Origin of the sequence: Streptomyces reniochalinae (genome assembly GCF_003323735.1) — a bacterium.
GTDB lineage: Bacteria > Actinomycetota > Actinomycetes > Streptomycetales > Streptomycetaceae > Streptomyces > Streptomyces reniochalinae.
This window is the reverse complement of the sequence record NZ_QOIM01000030.1, coordinates 167,277-183,679: the sequence shown is the minus strand read 5'-3', so window position 1 is coordinate 183,679 and position 16,403 is coordinate 167,277. Positions and strand designations below refer to the sequence as shown.

The 16,403-nt window shown below is 72.4% G+C and carries 15 protein-coding genes; 9 read left to right on the top strand and 6 right to left on the bottom strand.

From position 1 onward, the window contains the following. Positions 1-284: 284 nt before the first annotated feature. The 3 genes from DQ392_RS11655 to DQ392_RS11645 all read right to left on the bottom strand — a co-directional run bounded on the left by DQ392_RS11655 (position 285) and on the right by DQ392_RS11645 (position 4,717). A complete protein-coding gene (locus DQ392_RS11655; RefSeq protein ID WP_147266520.1) occupies positions 285-1,460 on the bottom strand; it encodes a hypothetical protein in 1,176 nt (391 codons plus the stop codon). A gap of 281 nt (positions 1,461-1,741) precedes the next feature. Continuing rightward, positions 1,742-2,494, bottom strand: coding sequence for an RNA polymerase sigma factor (locus tag DQ392_RS11650; protein ID WP_181856390.1), 753 nt, complete (start codon positions 2,492-2,494; stop codon positions 1,742-1,744). Between the two features lie 555 nt (positions 2,495-3,049). Then, positions 3,050-4,717, bottom strand: a complete 1,668-nt coding sequence (locus DQ392_RS11645; protein ID WP_114015475.1) for a family 20 glycosylhydrolase — start codon at positions 4,715-4,717, stop codon at positions 3,050-3,052. A 179-nt stretch (positions 4,718-4,896) separates the two neighbouring features. On the opposite strand from DQ392_RS11645, the gene DQ392_RS11640 reads away from it, so the two are divergent. The 6 genes from DQ392_RS11640 (at position 4,897) to DQ392_RS11615 (ending at position 9,598) form a co-directional block, all read left to right on the top strand. Next, a complete protein-coding gene (locus tag DQ392_RS11640) occupies positions 4,897-5,529 on the top strand; it encodes a 2-oxo-4-hydroxy-4-carboxy-5-ureidoimidazoline decarboxylase (RefSeq protein ID WP_114015474.1) in 633 nt (210 codons plus the stop codon). 157 nt (positions 5,530-5,686) lie between these two features. Then, positions 5,687-6,067: a succinate dehydrogenase, cytochrome b556 subunit gene (sdhC, locus tag DQ392_RS11635; protein WP_114015473.1), complete on the top strand. Its 381-nt coding sequence runs from the start codon at positions 5,687-5,689 to the stop codon at positions 6,065-6,067. A 6-nt stretch (positions 6,068-6,073) separates the two neighbouring features. After that, positions 6,074-6,568 (top strand): succinate dehydrogenase hydrophobic membrane anchor subunit, encoded by a 495-nt coding sequence (locus DQ392_RS11630; protein ID WP_114015472.1) that lies wholly within the window; start codon positions 6,074-6,076, stop codon positions 6,566-6,568. 31 nt (positions 6,569-6,599) lie between these two features. Then, positions 6,600-8,372: a succinate dehydrogenase flavoprotein subunit gene (gene sdhA / locus DQ392_RS11625; protein WP_114015471.1), complete on the top strand. Its 1,773-nt coding sequence runs from the start codon at positions 6,600-6,602 to the stop codon at positions 8,370-8,372. Next, a complete protein-coding gene (locus tag DQ392_RS11620) occupies positions 8,372-9,151 on the top strand; it encodes a succinate dehydrogenase iron-sulfur subunit (protein ID WP_114015470.1) in 780 nt (259 codons plus the stop codon). The genes sdhA and DQ392_RS11620 overlap by 1 nt, the downstream gene beginning before the upstream one ends. A gap of 138 nt (positions 9,152-9,289) precedes the next feature. Next, positions 9,290-9,598 (top strand): beta/alpha barrel domain-containing protein, encoded by a 309-nt coding sequence (locus DQ392_RS11615; protein ID WP_114015469.1) that lies wholly within the window; start codon positions 9,290-9,292, stop codon positions 9,596-9,598. A 53-nt stretch (positions 9,599-9,651) separates the two neighbouring features. Here the strand turns inward: DQ392_RS11615 and DQ392_RS11610 are convergent, their stop codons facing one another. Beyond that, on the bottom strand, positions 9,652-10,584 hold the full coding sequence (locus DQ392_RS11610; protein WP_114015585.1) for an alpha/beta hydrolase: 933 nt from the start codon (positions 10,582-10,584) through the stop codon (positions 9,652-9,654). Then, the gene (locus tag DQ392_RS11605) at positions 10,581-11,138 is read right to left on the bottom strand and encodes a quercetin 2,3-dioxygenase (protein ID WP_114015468.1); all 558 of its coding nucleotides are present in this window, start codon (positions 11,136-11,138) and stop codon (positions 10,581-10,583) included. Before DQ392_RS11605 ends, DQ392_RS11610 begins: the two co-directional genes overlap by 4 nt. A gap of 127 nt (positions 11,139-11,265) precedes the next feature. Between DQ392_RS11605 and DQ392_RS11600 the strand changes: the two genes are divergently transcribed. Both DQ392_RS11600 and DQ392_RS11595 read left to right on the top strand, forming a co-directional pair. Continuing rightward, positions 11,266-12,675, top strand: a complete 1,410-nt coding sequence (locus tag DQ392_RS11600; protein ID WP_245981369.1) for an MFS transporter — start codon at positions 11,266-11,268, stop codon at positions 12,673-12,675. 168 nt (positions 12,676-12,843) lie between these two features. Next, positions 12,844-14,109 carry an acyl-CoA thioesterase/bile acid-CoA:amino acid N-acyltransferase family protein gene (locus tag DQ392_RS11595; protein WP_114015467.1) on the top strand — a complete coding sequence of 422 codons (1,266 nt, stop codon included), beginning with the start codon at positions 12,844-12,846 and terminating at the stop codon, positions 14,107-14,109. A gap of 91 nt (positions 14,110-14,200) precedes the next feature. Here the strand turns inward: DQ392_RS11595 and DQ392_RS11590 are convergent, their stop codons facing one another. Further along, the gene (locus DQ392_RS11590) at positions 14,201-15,493 is read right to left on the bottom strand and encodes a metallophosphoesterase (RefSeq protein WP_114015466.1); all 1,293 of its coding nucleotides are present in this window, start codon (positions 15,491-15,493) and stop codon (positions 14,201-14,203) included. Between the two features lie 245 nt (positions 15,494-15,738). Here DQ392_RS11590 and DQ392_RS11585 point away from each other — a divergent pair, with 245 nt between their 5' ends. Continuing rightward, a complete protein-coding gene (locus DQ392_RS11585) occupies positions 15,739-15,975 on the top strand; it encodes an SCO4848 family membrane protein (RefSeq protein ID WP_114015465.1) in 237 nt (78 codons plus the stop codon). The last annotated feature ends 428 nt before the right edge of the window (positions 15,976-16,403 follow it).

Genomic DNA, 16,403 nt, shown 5'->3' with positions numbered 1-16,403 from the left:
CAACCCCCGAACCCCCGGCCGGAACACGGGCGAAGCCAAAAGCCGAGGGGCGCGGGCGGGACCGGGGACAGCACCCACCCGGGGGACAACCCCCGGACCCCCGGCCGGAACACGGGCGAAGCCCAAAAGCCGAGGGGCGCGGGCGGGACCGGGGGAACGTGTCCCGCCCGCGCCATCGCGCGAACCCGGAGGTACGGGGGGAACCTCGGGCTTTCCGCGCCGCCGATGACCAGTCGGCTCACTCTCTTCAGCGCCGGGCCGCGAGAAAGTGTCACACCGGTTGGTCAGGGGCCGGATGTGGCGCCTGTCACGCCGCTGTTGGCGCCCCCGGCCGAGCCCTCGCCCGGGTCGGCGGGGGCGGAGGGGGTGTCGCTGCCGCCCGTGTCGCCGACGCCGCCGGTGTCGTCACCCGGTACCGAGGGGTGGCTGCCGCCCCCCGTCGAGCCGTCGGACCCGCCGGAGCCGTCAGACCCGTCCGAGCCGTCGTCCCCGTCACCCGGGCCGCCCGGGGTGCCACCCTGACCGCCACCGGGCGTGCTACCGCCCGAGTTGCCGTACTGGGAGCAGAACTTGCGCACCACGGCGCGGCCGCCCGCCGCACGCTCCAGCTTCTTGCGGTCGTCCGCTTCGAGCTTGTTGGCCGTGTACGCCTTGCACAGGGCCACGGCGATCGCTTCCTTGCGGTCGTCGGAGTCGCCCGGCCCCTTGCCGGGTTTCTTGCCGGGCTTCTTGTCCTTGCGGCCGCCGTCGTCCTTGTCCCGCTCGCCTCCGCCGCCCGAGTTGGCCAGGTCGCGGGGGTCGCCGGGATGCTTGTCGTCCTGGTGGCCGCCGCCGTCGTCGTGCGACGGGCCGCCGCTGACGCTCTCCCGGGGGGTGCGGCGTTCGTCGCCCGCGGTGTCGCGGCCTTCCGCGTCCTCGTCGCCGCCCGGGCTCGCCTCGGGGCCCTCCCCCGTGGGGGTGGCGGCCGGGGAGACGGTGGCCGCGGGCGCGCCGCCACCGGTGAACGGTGTCGGCAGCACGCCCGTGCCGGCCGCGACCGCGACGCCGCCGAGCGCGCACCCGGCGACGGCGACGGCGAATCCGGCGCGCAGGGGTCTGCCCGTGAGCAGGTACCGGGTGCGGCCGCGGCCGCGTTCCCGTCCGGTACCGGTGCCGGCCCCGCCGGGTCTCTCCCCGGTGGCGCCCGAGGTCAGCCCCAGGTCGGCGCCGCTCCCGGCGCGGGCCGCCGCGGGTGCGGCCGGGCCCGCGTGCGCGCCGCCGAGGCGGGCGGTGCGGAACGCCTCCAGGGCGGCGGACTCGCCGGGCAGCTCGACGGGGGCGGCACCGGGTGCCGCGTCGGACGCCGCGTCGGGCGCGGGCGCCCGGGGGACGGTGTGGGCGGCGGCCAGGTCCTCCAGCGCGGCGGCCAGCCGGGCGGCCGTGCGCCGGTCGGCCTCCGCGAACCACTCCTTCGACGGCACGCCGTAACGGCCGGCGGAGCCCCGCCCGGGCGCGTCGGGCCCGTCGCCGCCGGAGCGGGATCCCAGGCCGGGACCGGGGCCGGAAGAGCGACGGGAACGGGACCGGGAAGCGGAGGGCGGGCCGGAGTGTCCCGCGGTGTCCGCGGCCCGCGCGGCATCGGCCCGGGGCCGCGAAGCGGAACCCTCGTCGCTTTCCCCGCCGTCCGGAGGGTCGACCGGCAGACCTCGCAGCAAACGCTCCGCGGTCTCTTCGTCCAGCCAGCTGTACCGGTCCTCCGCCATCACGTTTCCCTCAGCGTTCGTGTGGCTTTATGCGTCACACCGCGGGCCATGCCACGGGCCCTGCCCTTCGCGGCTCCGCCGCCTGGCCTGGGCCCCGGGCCGCGCCCGCCGGAGCCGCCGACGGGCCCTTGTACGGAGCCGCCGCCGAGGGCGTCGGCATCGCCGCCGGTACCCTCCGTGGTGCTCTCGGGCACGCCGCGCGCGTGGTCTTCGAGCAGTTCGGCGAGTCTGCGCAGCCCGCGGTGCGCTGCGGTGCGCACCGCGCCGGAGCGTTTGCCGAGCACCTGTGCGGTGCTCTTGGCGTCCAGCCCGACCACCACGCGCAGCACCACGGCCTCCGCCTGGTCGCGCGGGAGTTGGGATATGAGCGCCATGGTGCTGCTGGTGCCCAGGGCCTCCAGGGCCTCGGCCGCGGTGTCGGCGCCGGCCGGCAGTCCGGCCAGTTCGCTCTCGTCGCCGCCGACGGCGGGCCTGCGGCCGCGCATCCGCAGGTGGTCGAGTGCCCGGTTGCGGGCGATGCGGGCGGCCCAGCCGCGGAACCGGTCGGCGTCTCCCGCGAACCGCGGAAGGTCGCGGGCTATCTGGAGCCACGCCTCGGAGGCGACGTCCTCGGCGTCCGCGTCGGGTACGAGGGTGCGGACGTAGCCGAGAAGGCGCGGGTGCACGGCTCGGTAGACGGTGCGGAAGGCGGTCTCGTCCCCTTCCTGCGCCGCGCGTACCGCAGCGGTCAGCTCCGCGTCGTCCCCCTGCACGCTCGTGTCTCGCCCCACTCCGCGAAGGTCTCAGTGCTCTGCGCCGAAGCCCGGGGCCACGTACCGCCGCCTGCGGTGGTCCGCGTCCGGGCTGCCGGGGTCGGTCGTCCCGGCGCGGCGCGAGGAGCACGCTAAGGCCAAGTGTGCACGCTCGTCCATGCCGGAGGGAGGGGCGGGGCGGGGGGTGCGCGGTGTGTGAGGAGACGGTCGCCCGGCGTCAGCGTGTCGAGTTCGGAGCCCTGTGCCACGGCCCCGACATGACGGCGTAACACATTGCGGGGCCGTGACGCTGAGGGGAGTACGGGCGAGCCGCTGGCGTAGTGAGCCCGTGTCCGACGGCGGCCGGGGTCTCTCCTGTGGGGGGTGGCGACCCCGGTCGCCTTCGCTGTTCGCCGCCCCGCCACCCGTGCCCCGCGCGGAGCGCGGACCCGGCGACCGGCTCGGTACGGGCCGGCCCAGGACCGGTCCCTCGGTACGGCTCCCTGCATCTCGGCCAGGACCGGTCCCGTCCTGTCCGGCTCGCCCGGGACCCGGCCTGGCCGGGTCCCGGCCCGCTCAGTCCACCCGGTTCACGAGCTTCACGAACTGGCTCCAGGACCGCTCGGGCTTCTGCGGGTCCCACAGTTTCTGCGCCGTGGCGGCGAGCGGCATCCGGATGCCGTCGGCGACCTGTGCGGTGGTCTGCGCGTCGGCGAGGTCGCCCCACACGGCGAACCGGCCGCCGACGATGTCGTCCGCTCCGGCGTACTTGTCGGGCACGGGTTCGGTGCCCCGCACCACGGCGGGGGTCCAGCTCTCGTAGATGCGCTCGCCCGTGGGGTAGGTGAAGTTGTTGGGCTGCCCGATGACGTAGTAGAGGTACTCGTCGTTCATGTTGACCACCTGCCAGCCTTCCTTCAGGTACTCCTCGGGTTCCCGCTCGCCGTCCTCCCGGCCGGTCCAGTAGGCGACCTGGCGGGGCTTGGAGGGTTTGACGACGCCGCCGCGGTGCATGCCGTCGTTCCAGACCTGCGGCACCTTGTGGTGCTTGCGCAGGGTGGCGGCGCGGTCGTTGAGCCAGTCGGTGGCCAGGTCCTGGATCTTGGCGTTCTTGCCGAACTCGTCCTTGGCCTCCTTGGCGAGCCCGGGGTAGGTCTCCTCCGGGTTTTGTGCCATCAGCGCCTGGTACTCGTCGCCGCCCGCGTGTGCGTACGTGCCGGGGAAGAGGTCGGCGAACTCCCCGAGCAGATCGTCGACGATCCTGGCCGCCTTCGGGTTGCCGATGTCGATGGCGCCGCGCGGGGTCTGGCCGGCGGCGCCGCGCAGCTGGAGGTCGGGGTGGGCGTCGATGACGGCGCCGAGGTGGCCGGGCGAGTCGATCTCGGGGACGACGGTGATGTGGCGGGACTCGGCGAGCGCGACGATGTCGCGGACCTGGTCCTTGGTCAGATGGGGGTCGGAAACGATCTCGGGGTGCGTGTCGCTCTCGATGCGGAAGGCCTGGTCGTCGGAGAGGTGCAGCTGGAGCTGGTTGAGCTTCAGGTCGCCCATCTCGCGGATGCGGCCCTTGATCCAGTCCGCGCTGAAGTTCTTGCGCGCGATGTCGAGGGAGAAGCCGCGCTGCGGGCGGTCGGGCACGTCGCGGACGGTGCCCTCGGCGAAGCGGTGCTGGGCCCGGTAGGTCTGCATCAGGGTGCGGGTGCCGTAGAAGACGCCGGCGTCACCGGCCGAGGTGATGGTGACCTTGCCGTCGCGGCTGGTGAGCTCGTACCCCTCGCGTCCGCCCTTGGTCTTCTTGTCGCGCTCGAGTGCGATGTCGCCCGTTCGGGCGGGCCCTGAGGCGACGTCCACCTTCAGTTCGTCCGCGAGCAGCTTCGCCTCGTCCTTGAGTGAGCCGCTGTCGGTGACGACGCGGGTGTACTTGGTACGTTCCCACCCGGGCCCGCGCACGGCCTTCCAGTCGCGCACGGAGGGTACGACGGAGGGCGCGGCGCCCACCCGGTCCGGGCCCTTGGGGGGCGGCGGCTGGGATCCGCCGTCCGCGTGCGAGGCGGAGGGCGAGCTCTCACCGCCGTCGCCGTTGTCCTCGCCTCCTCCGCAGCCGGTCAGGCCGAGCAGGCCGACGGCGAGCGCCGCCGCCAGCGCGGTGCGCAGGGTGCGGGCCGCCTTGCCGGGGATGCCGGACCCGGTGCCGGACGTTCCGGCGGCTGACCGGCCGGACTTGTTTCGCCAGTTTCGTCCCATACGAATACGGTATTTCCCCTTTCCGGTGCTCCCCCGTCAGGTATGCGTTCCCACGCGTTCCCTTCCGGGTGAAAAACACAGGCGAGACGGCCGGGGGTTCCCCCGCACGGCTACCGTACGGAACCGGACCGCCGACCTCGGGACCCTTCGGACCGCACCCTTCGGACCGCACGGAGCGCATGACCCATCCCACGCCCTCGCAGACACAGACGCAGTGCAGGACGCACGGACAGACGACGCACGGACAACCGCAGCATTCGCAGGACCAAACGCAGCGCAGGACACCGGAGAGGGCGCGGCGCCACACCCCGCTGGACCGGCTCAACCTGGCGGCCGCCGGCCCCGCCGAGTCCCTGCTCCTGGACTGCTGCGCCAGCCGCCGCTGGGCGCGGCGGCTGGCCGAGCACCGCCCCTATCCGGACGTGGAGGCCCTGTTGGCCGCGGCCGACGAGGCCAGCTACGACCTGACGAGGGACGATCTGCGCGAGGCGCTGGCCGGGGAGCCGGGTGCCCACCCGCTGGGAGGCGAGCCGCAGGTGGGCGTGCTCGCCGCGCACACCGCGCTGCGGGCGGCGCACGGCGCGTACGAGGAGAAGTTCGGGCACGCCTTCCTCTTCTGTCTGGACGGGTTCGCGGTGGAAGAGCGGCTGGATCACGTCCTGGCGGGTATCAGGACACGTTTGGACAACGACGCCGACGAGGAGTGGGCGGTCACAGCGGAGGAGCTGCGGCGGCTGGCCCGCGGCCGGCTGGGCCGGCTGGCGACCGGCGGCAGCACCGTGCGGGAGTGGCGCCGCTCACACCGCAGGTAGGCCGTCCGTGCCTGATTGATCACACCTGCACACCCCTGGGCGAAGGTGCCGACAGCCCGTCGCTACGATGACTGAGGCCGGTGGACCGTACCCGGCCGGGCCCGCCCGACCTCCCAAAGCCGGCAGGCCCCAATGTCCGCTCCCGGAGGGTATTTCCGTGCCGGCTGGAACGCTGTACCGCGGCCGGGAAGGAATGTGGTCCTGGGTGGCTCACCGAGTCACCGGCGTCCTCATCTTCTTCTTCCTGTTCGTGCACGTCCTCGACACCGCGCTCGTCCGCGTCTCGCCCGAGGCGTACGACGACACGATCGCCATTTACAAGACACCCCTCGTCAATGTGATGGAGTACGGCCTGGTGGCCGCCATCCTCTTCCACGCGCTGAACGGCCTGCGGGTCATCGCGGTGGATTTCTGGTCGAAGGGCGCGAGGTACCAAAAGCAGATGCTGTGGACCGTGATGGGCGTGTGGATCGTCCTCATGGCAGGTGCCTTCTACCCGGTGCTGCAGCACACGCTGCGCACGCTGTTCGGGAGCTGATGCGTGATGTCGACGACCGAGACGACCGAGACCGCGAACGGTGCGGCCACCGAGCCCACCGACGACGTGGCCCTGTTCGACGTGGACCACCCCGCGCCCGTCATCGAGCCGCCGCGCAAGCGGACGGCGAAGACGCCGAAGGCCTCGCGCGGCAACTTCGAGATGCAGACGTGGCTGTTCATGCGCCTGTCGGGCATCGTTTTGGTGGTGCTCGTCCTGGGCCACCTGCTGATCCAGCTGGTGCTGGACGGCGGCGTGTCCAAGATCGGGTTCGCCTTCGTGGCGGGCCGCTGGGCCTCGCCGTTCTGGCAGGTGTGGGACCTGGCGATGCTCTGGCTGGCCATGCTGCACGGCGCCAACGGGCTGCGCACGGTGATCAACGACTACGCCGAGCGCGACAACACCCGCTTCTGGCTGAAGATGCTGCTGTACGTGGCGACCGTCTTCACCGTCCTGCTGGGCACGCTGGTGATCTTCACCTTCGACCCGAACATCCGCTGACGTACCGGGGCTGAAGGCTGAGGTTTTCCCGATGAGCACCGTGAACAACGTAAAGATCCACAAGTACGACACCGTCATCGTCGGCGCGGGCGGCGCGGGCATGCGTGCGGCCATCGAGTCCACCAAGCGCAGCCGCACCGCCGTGCTGACGAAGCTGTACCCGACCCGCTCCCACACCGGCGCGGCCCAGGGCGGCATGGCCGCTGCCCTCGCCAACGTCGAGGAGGACAACTGGGAGTGGCACACCTTCGACACGATCAAGGGCGGTGACTACCTGGTCGACCAGGACGCCGCCGAGATCCTGGCGAAGGAGGCCATCGACTCCGTCCTCGACCTGGAGAAGATGGGCCTGCCCTTCAACCGCACGCCGAACGGCACCATCGACCAGCGGCGGTTCGGCGGGCACTCCCGCAACCACGGCGAGGCCCCGGTGCGCCGCTCCTGCTACGCCGCCGACCGTACGGGCCACATGATCCTCCAGACGCTGTACCAGAACTGCGTCAAGGAGGGCGTGGAGTTCTACAACGAGTTCTACGTCCTGGACCTGCTGCTGAACGAGGACGAGGGCGTCACGAAGACGGCGGGCGTGGTCGCCTACGAGCTGGCCACGGGCGACGTGCACGTCTTCCAGGCCAAGGCCGTCGTCTTCGCCTCCGGCGGCAACGGCAAGTTCTTCAAGGTGACCTCCAACGCGCACACCCTGACCGGCGACGGGCAGGCCGCCGCGTTCCGGCGCGGGCTGCCGCTGGAGGACATGGAGTTCTTCCAGTTCCACCCGACCGGCATCTGGAAGATGGGCATTCTGCTGACGGAGGGCGCCCGCGGTGAGGGCGGCATCCTGCGCAACAAGGACGGCGAGCGCTTCATGGAGAAGTACGCGCCCGTCATGAAGGACCTCGCCTCGCGTGACGTCGTCTCCCGCGCGATCTACACCGAGATCCGCGAGGGACGGGGCTGCGGCGCCGACAAGGACCACGTCTACCTGGACCTCACCCACCTGCCGCCGGAGCAGCTGGACGCCAAGCTGCCCGACATCACCGAGTTCGCGCGCACGTACCTGGGCATCGAGCCGTACACCGACCCGGTGCCGATCCAGCCGACGGCGCACTACGCGATGGGCGGTATCCCCACCAACGTGCAGGGCGAGGTGCTCTCGGACAACACCACCCCGATCCCCGGCCTGTACGCGGCCGGCGAGGTGGCCTGCGTGTCCGTGCACGGCGCCAACCGGCTGGGCACCAACTCGCTGCTGGACATCAACGTCTTCGGCCGCAGGGCGGGTATCGCCGCCGCCGAGTACAGCGCGACCGCGCACCACGTCGCGCTGCCCGAGGAGCCGGCGAAGTTCGTGCTCGACGAGATCGAGAACCTGCGCGACGCCACCGGCAGCGAGCGCGTGGTCGAGATCCGCAGGGCGCTTCAGGAGACCATGGACAAGAACGTCATGGTCTTCCGTACGGAGCAGACGCTGAAGGAGGCCGTCGAGGAGATCGGCTCCCTGCGCAAGCGCTTCCGCGACATCAGCGTCCAGGACAAGGGCAAGCGGTTCAACACCGACCTGCTGGAGGCCATCGAGCTGGGCAACCTGCTGGACCTGGCCGAGGTCACGGCGGTCTCCGCGCTCGCCCGCAAGGAGTCGCGCGGCGGTCACTACCGCGAGGACTTCCCCAACCGCGACGACGTCAACTTCATGCGGCACACCATGGCGTACCGCGAGGTGGGCGACGACGGCACCGAGTCGATCCGGCTGGACTACAAGCCGGTCGTGCAGACCCGCTACCAGCCGATGGAGCGTAAGTACTGATGGGCACAGCGACACTAGAGAAGAACGACTCCGCCGGGCCTGTCGACTCGGCCGAGAACAGCGCCTCGCACCTGATCACCGTGACGCTGCGGATCCGCCGGTTCAACCCGGAGGTCTCCGACGAGCCGCAGTGGCAGGACTTCACGCTGGAGATCGATCCGAAGGAGCGCGTCCTGGACGCGCTGCACAAGATCAAGTGGGAGATCGACGGGACGCTGACGTTCCGCCGCTCCTGCGCGCACGGCATCTGCGGTTCGGACGCCATGCGGATCAACGGGCGCAACCGGCTCGCCTGCAAGACCCTGATCAAGGACATCGGCCCGGACAAGCCGATCACCGTCGAGGCCATAAAGGGCCTCACGGTCCTCAAGGACCTGGTGGTCGACATGGACCCGTTCTTCCAGGCGTACCGCGACGTCATGCCGTTCCTGATCACCAGCGGCAACGAGCCGACCCGGGAGCGCTACCAGTCCGCCGAGGACCGCGAGCGGTTCGACGACACCACCAAGTGCATCCTGTGCGCGGCGTGCACGTCGTCCTGCCCGGTCTTTTGGAACGACGGCCAGTACTTCGGCCCCGCGGCCATCGTCAACGCCCACCGCTTCATCTTCGACTCCCGCGACGAGGCCGGTGAGCAGCGGCTGGAGATCCTCAACGACAAGGACGGGGTCTGGCGCTGCCGCACCACCTTCAACTGCACCGACGCCTGCCCGCGCGGCATCGAGGTCACCAAGGCCATCCAGGAGGTCAAGCGCGCGCTGATCACGCGTCGCTTCTGAGGCCCTCCCGGCCGTCCTGCGGCGGAAAGCCCCCGCGGTGCTCCGGCACCGCGGGGGCTTTCCGCACCCCGGGTCACTTCAGGGGCAGGCCGAAACCCCTGTTGTCACTACCGACGACGAGCCGCCCTTGTCCGGGGTGTGCGAGCAGCGCGGGCTCTCGGCGACGTGGACCCGCACGGCTCCGTGCGGCACTACGAGGCGGCGCGGCGCGGTGACTGGGCGGCCGCGCGGGCCGAACAGGACCGGATCGCCGCCCTGTTCGCGCTCGTCGACGCCGTCGAGCCGGGGACGGCCTCCGGCACGACCGGGGGGCTGGGCGGCCGCAAGACCGCGCTCGCGCTCCTCGGGCTGATCGACACGCCCGTCGTCAGCGCACCGACGCGGCCGCACGCTCCCGCCGAGACCGCCCGGGTGCGCGCGTGTCTGGAGGAGGCAGGACTGCTGTGACGGCCGCTGGGCGCACCGGGAGACCGGTGCGCCGGGACGCGGCCGGGGTGGTTTCAGCACACCGCGTCGCAGGCGAAACGCAGCGAGGCGGCGAACACGTTCTCCACCTCGCTCTCCTCGGCGCCGAACCAGCCGTGGTCGGCGCCGGGGACGAGGTGGAGGCGGGCGGAGCCGCCCGCCTGGCGGAGCGCGGCTGCCAGGTCCTCGCTGTGCGAGGGGTCCACCATCGTGTCGGCCGCGCCGTGCGCCAGGAGGAACGGCGGCGCCTGCGCGTGCACCTGCCGCAACGGGGACGCCTGCTGGGCGAGTTCGGGCAGGTCGGCGGGGGCACCACCCAGCAGGCGGCCCTCGGGGGTGTCGGGGCTCCCCGGTGAGAAGCCGCCTCGCGGGGTGGTGAGGTCGCTGGGCCCGTACCAGACGACGGCGCCCGCCGGCTGCGGCACGGGCCGCGTCAACCGCGACCCGGCGTCCGCCTGTTGCGGCTCGGCGCGGGTCAGGGCCAGCAGGGAGGCGAGGTGACCGCCCGCCGACTCGCCCCAGACCACCGTTCGGTCCGTGTCGATCCCCAGCTCGGCCGCGCGCAGCGACAGCCACCGCAGCGCCGCGCGCAGGTCCGCGAGCGGGGCGGGGAAGGGGGCCTCGCCGCTGAGCCGGTAGTCGACGCAGGCGACCGCGCATCCGGCCGCCGCGATCCGGGCGAACGGCCCGGGGCGCCAGTCGCGTGTCCGCATCCCCAGGTCGTCGCGCCGCCCCCGCATCCAGGCTCCCCCGTGCGCGTACAGCACCACGGGGGCGGGCTCCTCGCCCGGGCCCGGCGCGGGCAGCCACAGGTCGAGTTCCAGCGGGCGCACCCGCTCGGGCGCCGCGTAGGGCACGCCGCGCAGCATCCGCACGCCGTCGTCGAGGACCGCGGCGGGCGGCAGCGGGGCGACGTCCGGGTGCGGTGCCGGGATCGCCTTCAGCAAGGCGGGGTCGACGGGTGTCACGTCGTCCTCCACTGGTGGTCGGGCAGGAAGCGCACGTCGTACCGCTCGGGCACGGTGGCGAACGCGTGCGGCGCGGGAACGACCGGCTCGGGCGGCACACCGTGGCGCTCGGTGGGCGCCCCCATACTCTCGAAGAACCGCTCGAAGGTGCCGCCGGGGCCCGCCGCGACGCCGACGACCTGGCTGTGGTGCCGCTCCATGCGGTAGGCGTGCGGGCAGTTCTTCGGCACGAACCCGAAGTCGCCCGGTGTGAGGACCCGCTCCAGCTGCTCGCCCCGGGTGTCCTCGACGAACAGGCGGACGGCGCCCTGGGTGACGTAGAAGACCTCGTAGGTGTCCTGGTGGACGTGGGCGGGGATGAGATCGCCCTTGGGCCCCTCGACGGTGAAGAAGTTGAAGAGGTTTTCGGTCTGCTCGCCGCCCGCGTAGACGGTGATCAGGTCGCCGAAGAGGTGGGCGCGGTCGCCCTCGCCCTTCTCGACGACGTACGGCGTGCCCGGCTCGGCGGGGATGCGGGAGGTCCTGCGGTAGCGGGTGGCGTACTCAAGGGTCATGGGGTCTCCGTGGGGGCGGGCGCACCAGGGCTTGTGTCAGGATGCCTGACGCGCGCACCTTCGCAGAACTTTCAGCCCCAGGCAAACACCCCTCCCCTCCCGCCGCACGCCGCCCTACCGTGCGACCATGCCGTCCGCCCACGCCAGCGACCGCCCCCACCCCTTACGCCACCGCGACTTCCGCCTCCTGTTCACCGGGCGCGCCCTCTCCCTGCTGGGAGACGCCGTCGTCCCCACCGCGCTGAGCCTCGCCGTGCTGCGCGCCACCGGATCCACAGCGGCCCTCGCCCTCGTCCTGGGCTGCGCCATGCTGCCCAAACTGCTGCTGCTGCCCGTCGGCGGCGTCCTCGCCGACCGCTTCCGCGCGCGCACGGTCGCCCTGACGACCGACCTCGTACGGTGCGCCTCGCAACTCCTCGTCGGCCTGCAACTGCTCGGCGGCGACCCCTCGCTGGCGGTGCTCGCCACCGCCGAAGCCGTCGGCGGCGCCGCCTCCGCCTTCGCCATGCCCTGCCTCTACCCGCTGGTCACCGGCACCGTCGACGCGGCGGGCAGGCAACGGGCCAACGCGCTGGTCGCCACGGCGGAGAGCGCCGGCAGACTGGGCGGCCCCGCCCTCGCCGGACTCCTCGTCCTGACCGTGGGCCCCGGCTGGGCGTTCCTCCTGGACGCGGCCACCTTCGCCCTCAGCGCCTGCCTCCTGGCGCTGCTGCGGGTCACCCACGTGCCACTGGCGGCCCGCTCGTTCCTGGCCGACCTGGCCGAAGGCTGGACGCAGGTGGTCAGCCGCGCCTGGTACTGGCCCAGCCTGCTGGCCCACGCGGTCCACAACGTCGCCATCTCCATGCTGCTCGTCCTCGGCCCCGCCGTGGCCGTGGAACGACTCGGCGGCGAAGGCGTGTGGGTCGCGGTCGTCCAGGCCGGCGGCGTGGGCCTGCTGATCGGCAACGCGCTGTCCTCCCGCGTCTACCCGCACCGCCCCGTCCTCACCGTCAACCTGCTCGGCCTGCTCTTCTGCCTCCCCCTCGCCCTGTTCGCCGCCGCCGCGCCGGCCCCGGTGACCATCGCCTCGTACGGCGTGGCCATGGCAGGGCTCGGCTACCTCAACCCCACCTGGCAGACGACGGTGCAAAACGCCATCCCGCCGACCGCGCTCGCCCGCGTCACCTCCTACGACTGGCTGCTCTCCCTCGCCGCCATGCCCGTCGGCTACGCCCTCGGCCCCTGGGCCGCCTCCCAGTGGGGCACCGCGGCGCCGCTGACGGCGGCCGCCGTACTGGCCTCGGCCGGAGCGGCCACCGCCGCGGTCCCGGCCGTACGACGCTTCACGCCCGACGGGCCTCGCCCGGAGGACGCCACGGACGGCGCCGACATCGCCGACGCCACGGACGCCACGGATGTCGCGGACGTCACACCGGGGCCCTCGTCGTCCGCGGGCCCCCGCCCCGACCAGGACACGCCCCCCGGCCCTGACAAGCACCGGACCCCGCACCCGCACCCGGCCGACGGCCCACCCACCGGCGCCACGCCCGGGTGACCGCCACGGCGCCCGGAAAACGGGGCCCTCCCCGTCATCCGGAGACGGGGGCCGGCGTTCGCCCGTCGTCCGGAGACGGGGGGCCGGCGCCCGGAGGGAGGGCCGCGGGAGCCGGAGGAGGCGGGGGGACCACGGCGGGCGGGAAGCGCGCACCGTATCGTGCGCCGGATGGGACGCATGGCGAACGTACGGACCACCGCCGCGACGGCCCTCGTCGTGGCACTCGCCGCGGCGGGCTGCGCGAGCGACGACGGCGGCACCTCGGCGGGCAGCCCGGCCAAGCCCTCGGGAAGGGACGGAGTGCACTTCGTGACCGACCACCCCCGCGCCCGTGCCGACCAGCCCACTTCCGTGCGGCTGGAAGGACTCGCGCCCCGCACCCGGGTCGCCGTACGGGCGCAGGCCGAGGATCAGAGCGGCGGGACGTGGGCGGCGACGGTGACACGTACCGCCGACCGCGACGGAACCGTCGACCTCGGGCGCGAGGGCACCGGGCGGCTGCTGTCCGGCATGCTGCCCGCGGGCGGGCGCACGGCGAAGATGACCGGCAGCGGCAAGGCCTTCTCCTACCACCCGGGTCCGCCCGCCGGGCAGCGCGCCTACACCGTGCGGTTCACCGCGACCGCGACCTCGGGCCAGAACAAGGGACGGCGCGTGGCCCGCCGCGACCTGGTGAGGCAGTGGCTGACCGAGGGCACCACCCACCGCAAGCTGACCGTCGACAAGGACAAGGTCGACGGGGACCTGTACCTGCCGCCCAAGGGCGGGGCCCGCCAGGCGCCCGTCCTCGTCTTCGGCGGCTCCGAGGGCGGCAACGCGGGCACCTACACCGCGGCGCTGCTCGCCTCGCACGGACACCCGGCGATGTCGGTGTGCTACTTCCGCTGCGGAAAGGGCTCGCACCGCCCGAACGGCATCGACGACATCGACCTCGACTACTTCACCCGCGCCGGCGAGCTGCTGCGCGAACAGGAGGGCGCCGACCCCGACCGGCTGGCAGTCATGGGCAACTCGCGGGGCAGCGAGGCGGCGCAGCTGCTCGGCCAGCGGCGCCCCGAGGTCTTCCACGACGTCCTCGCGTACGCGCCCTCGTCCCAGGTCAACGGCCCGTACCTGAGCGGCACCACCGCATGGACCGACCACGGCGAGCCGATCCCCACCGGGCCCATCCCCCTCGACCGCGTGCGCGGCAGCGTGCTCGCCGTCGCCGGCGGCAACGACAAGATGTGGGGCTCGCAGGCCGCCGCGGGCCGCATGGCGGGGCAGGGAGCCAAGCAGCTCGTCTACCCGGACGCGGGACACCACGTCAACTGGTTCCCCTACGCCCAGCCGGGCCAGGAGGGCGGCGCGGACGGTGCGGTCACCCGCACCTCCGAGGCCGACCAGCGGGCCCGCGCCGACTCGTGGCCGAAGGTGTTGAAGGTGCTGGACTGAGGCGCCTACGGGGCGCCTTCTCAGCCCTTGTAGGCGCTCAGCCCTTGCTCGCGCTCAGCTCTTGCTCGCGCTACTCAGCCCTTGCTCGCGCTCAACCCTTGGCGGCCAGCGTCACGACGGTGACGTCCGATTCCGCGCCCACGCGGACGGGCGGGCCCCAGGCGCCGGCGCCGCGGGTGACGTACAGCTGGGTGTCGCCGTAGCGGTCCAGCCCGGCCACGGTCGGGTTGGCGAGGGCGGCGAGATAGGGGCCAGGCCACAGCTGTCCGCCGTGGGTGTGCCCGGAGAGCTGGAGATCGACGTGGTGGTCTGCGGCCTGGTGCACCATCACCGGCTGGTGCGCCATCAGCACGACGGCGCGTGAGGTGTCGCGGTCGCCGAGCGCCTTGTCGTAGTCGGGGCCTTCGCCCTGCGCCTCGCCCTGGATGTCGTTGACGCCCGCCAGGTCGAACCCGGGCAGCTCGCGGCGGGCGTTCTCCAGTGGATGGACGTTCAGCTCGCGCAGGTGGTCGACCCAGGCGTGGGCGTCCCCGAAGTACTCGTGGTTACCCGTCACGAAGTAGGACCCGTGGCGGGAGCGCAGCGCGCGCAGCGGCTCGGCCGCCGGTCCGAGGTCGGCGACGGTGCCGTCGACCAGGTCGCCGACGATGGTCACCAGGTCGGGCTGCGTGCGGTTGATCGTGTCCACGATCCGCTGCGTGTGCGCCCGGCCCAGGATGGGCCCGAGGTGGATGTCGCTGACGACCGCGATCCGGAACCCGGACGCTCTTTCGCCCAGCTTGGCCAGCGGAACGGTCAGGTGCTTGAGCGTCGGCCCGTTCAGCACGCCGTAGGCCCCTGCCGCGGTGGTGCCGAGCCCGGCGGCCCCGGCGGTGAGCGCGAGCGTCCGCGCGAGGAAGACCCGCCGGGTGGGTACGGGGGCGGAGAGCGGGACGGTGAGGGAGCCGGCGCTCCCGGCGCCGCCGGTGGCGGGGTCGGAGCCCGCGGGGGCGGACTCCGACGGTGCCGGTTCCGGCGCGGGCGCCGGGACAGGACCGTCGGTACGGGAGGCGGCGGCCCGCGCCCGCCCCCAGGCCGTACGCCTGAGGACCCACCGCACCACCTCGGCGGCGAGCAGCGCCAGCATCAGATACAGCAGGCACGCCAGCCACAGGTAGCCGGGCCACGCGAGGATCTGTTCGAGCAGGAAGGGGGCTCCGGCCTGGCCGGAGACCAGAGCGCCGATCGTGGTCAGCGGCAGCAGTACCGCCAGCACCGTTCCGGTGCGCCGCCACCAGCCGCCGGGCGACGTCACGTCGCGGACGAAGCGCCGCCACAGGTAGAGGTGAGCGCCCACGAGCGCGCCCAGCACGACGAGCCCCACCAGTACCAACACAGCCGCCATGGCTGTTCCTCCCCCTCGCTCTCGGGCCTGCCGCCCCCGTCAACGGGAAGACGGGTGATCGCCGGCGGCAGGTGACCCAAAGGTAGCCGGTCGGTCCCCGGCGTCGCCGAACGCCTGTCCGCTGCTCGCTGGACGGTGTGCGCGGGCGAGGGAGAGGACGGGGAAGCGGGGCCCCTGGCAGCGGCCCACGGAGAGGGGGGTGCGTACGGTGGTGCCGCAAGCCCCTGAGCGAAAAGGAACAACCCATGAAGATCGGACGCCTGGTTTCCTGGTTCCTGTTCGCCTTCGGCATCTGGTCTTGGGTGGTATGGATCACGTTCGCCAAGAACTTGCTCAAGGACGCCAGCGGCCTGGCTTTCGACAACGGAGAGCCGACCGCCTACTTCTGGGTTCACCTGACACTCGCCATCGTCTCCTTCCTGCTGGGTACGGCGATCGGCGTGCTCGGCTTCCGGGGCATCCGCGCGAACCGGCACCGGTAGACAACAGAAGGCCCCACTTGTGCACGACGACAAGTGCACGGGTGGGGCTCGTTTACTGGGCTGGCCTCAATGCTCCTTGAGAGTCCCGTCCTGTTCTGACGAGCTGGTCGGCGAGCCGCAGAGGGTACAGACATACGGATATACCCCCAGGCACTCTTCATCACCTGGAAAGCACATGCGGCCACAAGGTGGAAGCGGGACACCAGTTCGAAGTGCCGCAAACCATCAAATAGCGAAAAGAATTCCGAGGATTACGAAGCCGACTCCAACGGCTCGCAAGTTTCCCGGACGCGCGGCGCTTGAGGTAGGTAGACTACTGGACAAGTATTGGAAAATCCTCTCCGTGAATCCTCTGTAATTGCTTGCCATCAAAAGGCCGAAGATGAGGAATAGTATTCCCCAGAACCTGAGTACCATGTCCAGCCGAT

Coding starts and splice junctions, on each gene's coding strand:
- sdhA (WP_114015471.1), top strand. CDS start 6,600: ATGAGCACCGTGAACAACGTAAAGATCCACAAGTACGACACCGTCATC.
- DQ392_RS11605 (WP_114015468.1), bottom strand. CDS start 11,138: ATGACCCTTGAGTACGCCACCCGCTACCGCAGGACCTCCCGCATCCCC.
- DQ392_RS11640 (WP_114015474.1), top strand. CDS start 4,897: ATGACCCATCCCACGCCCTCGCAGACACAGACGCAGTGCAGGACGCAC.
- DQ392_RS11590 (WP_114015466.1), bottom strand. CDS start 15,493: ATGGCGGCTGTGTTGGTACTGGTGGGGCTCGTCGTGCTGGGCGCGCTC.
- DQ392_RS11630 (WP_114015472.1), top strand. CDS start 6,074: ATGTCGACGACCGAGACGACCGAGACCGCGAACGGTGCGGCCACCGAG.
- DQ392_RS11595 (WP_114015467.1), top strand. CDS start 12,844: ATGGGACGCATGGCGAACGTACGGACCACCGCCGCGACGGCCCTCGTC.
- DQ392_RS11585 (WP_114015465.1), top strand. CDS start 15,739: ATGAAGATCGGACGCCTGGTTTCCTGGTTCCTGTTCGCCTTCGGCATC.
- DQ392_RS11620 (WP_114015470.1), top strand. CDS start 8,372: ATGGGCACAGCGACACTAGAGAAGAACGACTCCGCCGGGCCTGTCGAC.
- DQ392_RS11645 (WP_114015475.1), bottom strand. CDS start 4,717: ATGGGACGAAACTGGCGAAACAAGTCCGGCCGGTCAGCCGCCGGAACG.
- DQ392_RS11600 (WP_245981369.1), top strand. CDS start 11,266: ATGCCGTCCGCCCACGCCAGCGACCGCCCCCACCCCTTACGCCACCGC.